Source organism: Gryllotalpicola sp. CP2-P1, assembly GCF_057512245.1.
Window position 1 is genome coordinate 1 of record NZ_JBLRDT010000163.1, and the last position, 5,525, is coordinate 5,525.

General features: G+C 68.7%; 9 protein-coding genes. 4 read left to right on the top strand and 5 right to left on the bottom strand.

The window, feature by feature from the left end; all coding sequences use genetic code 11:
* Together ACM2XV_RS11620 and ACM2XV_RS11625 are read left to right on the top strand one after the other, a co-directional pair.
* Positions 1-463, top strand: a 463-nt coding sequence (locus tag ACM2XV_RS11620) for a sensor histidine kinase (RefSeq protein ID WP_487027037.1), incomplete at its 5' end; no start/stop codon positions are given.
* Between the two features lie 131 nt (positions 464-594).
* A complete protein-coding gene (locus tag ACM2XV_RS11625) occupies positions 595-891 on the top strand; it encodes a WXG100 family type VII secretion target (RefSeq protein WP_487027038.1) in 297 nt (98 codons plus the stop codon).
* 113 nt (positions 892-1,004) lie between these two features.
* Here the strand turns inward: ACM2XV_RS11625 and groL are convergent, their stop codons facing one another.
* The 5 genes from groL to ACM2XV_RS11650 all read right to left on the bottom strand — a co-directional run bounded on the left by groL (position 1,005) and on the right by ACM2XV_RS11650 (position 4,622).
* Positions 1,005-2,624: a chaperonin GroEL gene (gene groL, locus ACM2XV_RS11630; protein WP_344773607.1), complete on the bottom strand. Its 1,620-nt coding sequence runs from the start codon at positions 2,622-2,624 to the stop codon at positions 1,005-1,007.
* A 217-nt stretch (positions 2,625-2,841) separates the two neighbouring features.
* Positions 2,842-3,045: a cold-shock protein gene (locus tag ACM2XV_RS11635; RefSeq protein ID WP_344773609.1), complete on the bottom strand. Its 204-nt coding sequence runs from the start codon at positions 3,043-3,045 to the stop codon at positions 2,842-2,844.
* A gap of 162 nt (positions 3,046-3,207) precedes the next feature.
* The gene (locus tag ACM2XV_RS11640) at positions 3,208-3,792 is read right to left on the bottom strand and encodes a LytR C-terminal domain-containing protein (protein WP_487027039.1); all 585 of its coding nucleotides are present in this window, start codon (positions 3,790-3,792) and stop codon (positions 3,208-3,210) included.
* Positions 3,793-3,838: 46 nt separating this feature from the next.
* Positions 3,839-4,096: a DUF3263 domain-containing protein gene (locus tag ACM2XV_RS11645; protein WP_344773613.1), complete on the bottom strand. Its 258-nt coding sequence runs from the start codon at positions 4,094-4,096 to the stop codon at positions 3,839-3,841.
* 16 nt (positions 4,097-4,112) lie between these two features.
* Positions 4,113-4,622 carry a GNAT family N-acetyltransferase gene (locus tag ACM2XV_RS11650; protein WP_344773615.1) on the bottom strand — a complete coding sequence of 170 codons (510 nt, stop codon included), beginning with the start codon at positions 4,620-4,622 and terminating at the stop codon, positions 4,113-4,115.
* Positions 4,623-4,673: 51 nt separating this feature from the next.
* Here ACM2XV_RS11650 and msrB point away from each other — a divergent pair, with 51 nt between their 5' ends.
* Both msrB and ACM2XV_RS11660 read left to right on the top strand, forming a co-directional pair.
* A complete protein-coding gene (gene msrB, locus ACM2XV_RS11655; RefSeq protein ID WP_344773617.1) occupies positions 4,674-5,093 on the top strand; it encodes a peptide-methionine (R)-S-oxide reductase MsrB in 420 nt (139 codons plus the stop codon).
* A 34-nt stretch (positions 5,094-5,127) separates the two neighbouring features.
* Positions 5,128-5,525: TOBE domain-containing protein (locus tag ACM2XV_RS11660; RefSeq protein ID WP_487027040.1), on the top strand; the 398-nt coding region annotated here is incomplete at its 3' end.

Below are 5,525 nucleotides of genomic sequence, written 5' to 3' on the forward strand. Positions count from 1 at the left end.
GCGCCGGCGCGGCGGTCGCCGCGCCGAGGAGATCGCGATGGCCGAGACGATGCCGCTGGAGCTCGAGGACATTCCTGAGCCGCACACCATTCCGGCGCTCGTCATGGGCGAGGAGAACAAGCTGCGGCAGGTGATCGCGAACCTCATCGGAAACGCGGTGCGCTACACGCCGGACGGCTCGCCGATCGAGATCCGCGTCTCCGCCGACCTCGAGACGCGGCGCGCGTCGGTCGAGGTCGTCGACCACGGCGAGGGCGTCCCGCCGCAGATCCGCGACAAGATCTTCGAGCGCTTCTGGCGCGCCGACACCTCCCGCACGCGCGAGACCGGCGGCAGCGGCCTCGGCCTTGCGATCGTGACCTCGATCGTGCACGCACACCGGGGCTCGGTCGACGTCGTCGAAACGCCCGGCGGCGGCGCCACGTTCCGCGTCTCGCTGCCGCTCGCCGACAGCGCCGCCTGAGCCGTCTTCCCCAGCACAGCCGGCGAGGGCGGCCGGCTGTGCACAATCCACGGCTCCCCGGCGATGGCGGATTCCGCGGCCGGGCTAGCGTCGCGGCATCCGTTGTCTCCACACCACTCACGGAGGAAGCCATGACGACGTTCCAGGTCGACAGCACCGCGGTGCTCGACGCAACCCGTTCCGCCCAGGCCACGCTCGAGCAGCTGCGCGGCGACGCGACGCACCTGACCGCGACGCTCACCGCACTGCAGGGCTCGTGGTCGGGCCAGGCCGCAAGCGCCTTCCAGCAGGTGCTCGCCAACTGGACGACCACGCAGCGCACGATCGAGACGCAGATGGCGCAGCTGCAGCAGGTGCTCGCGTCGGCCGCCCAGCAGTATCAGGAGAGCGAGCTGCGGAACTACCAGATGTTCGCCGCGGGGCTCTGAACCGCGCCGGGCATGTGACACATCCCGGGCACACGAAAGGGGCGCCCCCGTGCGGGAGCGCCCCTCTTCGCTGGTTACGTCGTTCTCTTCAGAGACGTTGACGCGGTGCGGACTTAGAAGTCCATGCCGCCGGTCGGGTCGGCGGCCGGGGCCGCGACCTTCTCGGGCTTGTCGGCGACGACGGCCTCGGTCGTGAGGAACAGGCCGGCGATCGACGCGGCGTTCTGCAGCGCCGAGCGGGTGACCTTGGCCGGGTCGAGGATGCCCTGGGCGAGCAGGTCGCCGTACTCGCCGGTCGCGGCGTTGAGGCCGTGGCCGACGGGCAGCTCGGCGACCTTGGCCGCGACGACACCCGGCTCGAGGCCGGCGTTGGTGGCGATCTGCTTGAGCGGGGCCGAGATGGCGACCTTGACGATGTTGGCACCGGTGGCCTCGTCGCCCGTCAGCTGCAGCTTGTCGAACGCCTTGGCGCCCGCCTGGATCAGGGCGACACCGCCACCGGCGACGACACCCTCTTCCACAGCGGCCTTGGCGTTGCGGACGGCGTCCTCGATGCGGTGCTTGCGCTCCTTGAGCTCGACCTCGGTGGCCGCGCCCGCCTTGATGACGGCCACGCCGCCGGCGAGCTTGGCGAGGCGCTCCTGCAGCTTCTCGCGGTCGTAGTCGCTGTCGGTGCTCTCGATCTCGTTCCGGATCTGCTGCACGCGGCCGGCGATCTGGTCGGCGTCACCGGCACCCTCGACGATCGTGGTCTCGTCCTTGGTGATGACCACCTTGCGGGCCTGGCCGAGCAGGTCGAGCGTGACGTTCTCGAGCTTGAGGCCGATCTCCTCGGAGATGACCTGGCCGCCGGTCAGGATCGCGATGTCCTGCAGCTGGGCCTTGCGGCGGTCGCCGAAGCCGGGGGCCTTGACGGCGACCGACTTGAAGATGCCGCGGATCTTGTTGACGATCAGCGTGGCCAGGGCCTCGCCGTCGACGTCCTCGGCGATGATCAGCAGCTGCTTGCCGGCCTGGATCACCTTGTCGACGATCGGCAGCAGGTCTTTGATGTTGCTGATCTTCTGGTTGGCGATGAGGATGTAGGGCTCCTCGAACACCGCCTCCTGGCGGTCAGGGTCGGTGACGAAGTACTGCGACAGGAAGCCCTTGTCGAAGCGCATGCCCTCGGTCAGCTCGAGCTCGGTGCCGAAGGTGTTCGACTCCTCGACGGTGACGACGCCCTCCTTGCCGACCTTGTCGATCGCCTCGGCGATCAGCTCGCCGATCTCGGGGTCAGCGGCCGAGATGGACGCGGTCGCAGCGATCTGCTCCTTGGTCTCGACCTCCTTGGCGCCGGCGATGAGCTCTTCGGTGACGGCCGCGACGGCCTTCTCGATGCCCTTCTTCAGGCTGATCGGGTCGGCGCCGGCGGCGACGTTGCGAAGGCCCTCGCGGACCAGCGCCTGGGCGAGAACCGTCGCGGTGGTCGTGCCGTCACCCGCGACGTCGTCGGTCTTCTTCGCGACCTCCTTGACGAGCTCGGCACCGATCTTCTCGTACGGGTCGTCGAGCTCGATCTCCTTGGCGATGGAAACACCGTCGTTCGTGATCGTGGGGGCGCCCCACTTCTTCTCGAGGACGACGTTGCGGCCGCGGGGGCCAAGCGTCACCTTGACGGCGTCGGCGAGCGTGTTCAGACCGCGCTCGAGGCCGCGACGCGCCTCCTCGTCGAAAGCAATGATCTTTGCCATGGTTGTTTCTCGTCCCTCCCGGACGTAGCAGCGAAAGATGTCGTTAGCACTCAAATCGCACGAGTGCCAAGAGCGATTCTGGCACTCTCACCACACGAGTGCAAGAAATGACGGGGCATCCGTCACACAGGGCAATGGCGACCAGAAGCTGCCCGGCACGCAAAGAGCCGCCCGGCGCGATGCCGAGCGGCTCCTGGTAAGTACGAGAAGCTGCGCGCTAGGCGAGCCGCACGGACTCCGCCTGAGGGCCCTTCGAGCCGGTGCCGACCTCGAAGACGACCTGCTGGCCTTCCTCGAGGCTCTTGTACCCGCTCATGTCGATCGCCGAGTAATGGACGAACACGTCCTGTCCCCCGCCATCGACGGTGATGAAGCCGTAGCCCTTCTCAGCGTTGAACCACTTCACGGTTCCATTCGCCATCGTTTCTCCATTGCGTGTTGCTGGACGCGCGCACTTCGTCGCATCACTGTGGCCACGATCGTAGCCATGGCATGGAGGGCGGATTCGAAAATCGACGTCGATCGGTCAAAAAGTTACGGCCCCGACAGGGTCCCGTCATATCGACGAAATACCCGGCCCGATTCAGCCCGAGTAATCGGCTCCGAGCACCACCGTCACGACCGCCCCTGCGCCCGCGAACTGGTCGGACTGGGTGACCGTCGCCACGCCGAGCGACTGGGCCACGCCGAGCGCCACGCCGCGCTGCGCCGGGTCCGAGTAGTAGACGGCGGTGGTCGCGGCGTCCTGCGGCGCGTTCCCGGTCGAGATCGTCGCCCAGCCGGCGCCCTTCAGCTTCGTGGCGGCGCTCGCGGCGAGACCGGCCCGGCCGGTGCCGTTCAGCACGCTCAGCTGGGCGGAGGGAACGATGGTCGCGGTCGGCGTCGGCGTAGCGGTGGCCGTCTGCGTCGGACTCGCCGACCCGGTCCCGGTTCCCTGGGGCGTCGCCGTCTCGGTGATCGTGGGCTGCGAGTCGGAGGAGTGCCCGACGTTGCTGTCGAGCAGGTGCAGGTAGACCCACCCCGCGCCGACGATGACGAGAACGGCCACGAGGCACCAGACGAGCCACAGCAGGCCCTGCCCCCGACGACCGGGCGCGCGGTGAGCACCGACGCGCTCGAGGTCGGTCGGGACCACGTCGAAGCGGTCCTTCGGGAATTGCTGGGCCATGCGCGCTGGGGTCTGTCCTTTTGTGGGGCGGGGGTTCCGCGGCGGGTCAGTCGATCGGCCGGGTGCGGGCAGCGCGGGCTTCGCGTCGCTCGTCCCGCTGCCGCAGCAGCCGCCGCACGAGAAGGGGGTCGTAGGCGAGTGCAGCAGGGGTATCGATCAGCCGACCGAGAATCTGATAGTAACGGGCGCCGGAAAGCCCGAACTGAGAGCGGATCGCCTGCTCCTTCGCCGCGGGCCCCTGCAGCCACTCCCGCTCGAAGTCCAGAACGGCGACCTCGAGGTCGGTCAGCTCGGCGCGCGGCATGGGCACAGGCTAGCGATCACAGGGCCGCGGGCCGGCCGGCAACGCCGATGGGCGCGTCTTCTGCGCCGCCTGCCTGCCGATACATGCCGATGTGGCGGATGCCCGCCTCGAGGTAGACGTCGCCGAAGGGCTCGAACCCGGCCTTGGCATAGAGCGGCTGAGCGTACTCCTGCGCGTGCAGCACCATGTCCTGGCCGGGATTGGCGGCGATCGCGGCGGCGAGCAATCGACTGGCGAGGCCCTTTCCCCTGGCATCCGCCCTGGTCACGACCCGCCCGACCACGATGTGCGCCGCGCGGTGCTCGGGCTCGTCGTCCCAGAGCGTGCGCAGGTAGGCGAGCACCGAGCCGTCCTCGGCGGCGACCCAGTAGTGGCGCGTCGCGGCCTCGAGATCGCGATAGTCGAGCTCGGTCTCATCGACGCGCTGCTCGACGAAGAAGACATCGGTGCGCAGCTTCGCGATCTCATAGAACTCGCGAGCGCTGAGCTCGCTGAACGGCCTGACGATCACGGAACTTTCTGACACTCGGGCGAGTTTACTTAGAGGTCAGCTTCACAAGAGCAGAGAGGAACCGGCATGGGAGACGTCTCGTCCACCAACTACAAGGTCAGCAAGAGCGACGCCGAGTGGCGCGAGCAGCTCGACCCCGAGCAGTACGCGGTGCTGCGCCAGGCCGCGACCGAGCGGCCGTGGACCGGCGAGTTGCTCGACGAGGAGCGCGCCGGCATCTACACCTGTGCGGCGTGCGGCGCCGAGCTCTTCAAGAGCGGCACCAAGTTCGACTCGGGCTGCGGCTGGCCGTCGTTCTACGAGAGCGTGCGCCCCGAGGCCGTCGAGCTGATCGAGGACCGCTCGCTCGGCATGGTGCGCACCGAGGTGCGCTGCGCGAACTGCGGCTCGCACCTGGGGCACGTGTTCCCCGACGGGTTCGGGACTCCGACGGGCGACCGCTACTGCATGAACTCCATCTCTCTCGCCTTCACCCCCGAGGCCTGAGACATTCCGCAATTGCGTCACTAGAGTCTGCATTGTGACGCAATTGCGGATTTCCGAGGCCGCCGCGCTTCTCGGCGTGAGCGACGACACCGTGCGCCGCCTCGTCGAGCGCGGCGAGCTCGAGGCGAGCGCAGCCGCCGATGGACCCCAGACCGTCGACGGCGCGAGCCTCGCCCGGCTCGCGACCGAGCGCGCGAAGGCTGCGCCCGAAAGCTCGCCCGTGCTGAGCTCGGCGCGCAACCACTTCGTCGGCATCGTCACCCGGGTCCAGCTCGACGGCGTCATGGCCCAGATCGACATCCAGGCCGGCCCCCACCGCGTGGTCTCGCTGATCAGCGCCGAGGCGGCGACCGAGCTGGGGCTCGAGGTCGGCACGCTCGCCACGGCCGTCGTCAAGGCGACCAATGTGAGCGTCGAGACGACGGGGGCCGC

Bases quoted from the DNA above. Each gene is read 5' to 3' on its own strand.
- ACM2XV_RS11625 (WP_487027038.1), top strand. From the start codon at position 595: ATGACGACGTTCCAGGTCGACAGCACCGCGGTGCTCGACGCAACCCGT.
- groL (WP_344773607.1), bottom strand. From the start codon at position 2,624: ATGGCAAAGATCATTGCTTTCGACGAGGAGGCGCGTCGCGGCCTCGAG.
- ACM2XV_RS11635 (WP_344773609.1), bottom strand. From the start codon at position 3,045: ATGGCGAATGGAACCGTGAAGTGGTTCAACGCTGAGAAGGGCTACGGC.
- ACM2XV_RS11640 (WP_487027039.1), bottom strand. From the start codon at position 3,792: ATGGCCCAGCAATTCCCGAAGGACCGCTTCGACGTGGTCCCGACCGAC.
- ACM2XV_RS11645 (WP_344773613.1), bottom strand. From the start codon at position 4,096: ATGCCGCGCGCCGAGCTGACCGACCTCGAGGTCGCCGTTCTGGACTTC.
- msrB (WP_344773617.1), top strand. From the start codon at position 4,674: ATGGGAGACGTCTCGTCCACCAACTACAAGGTCAGCAAGAGCGACGCC.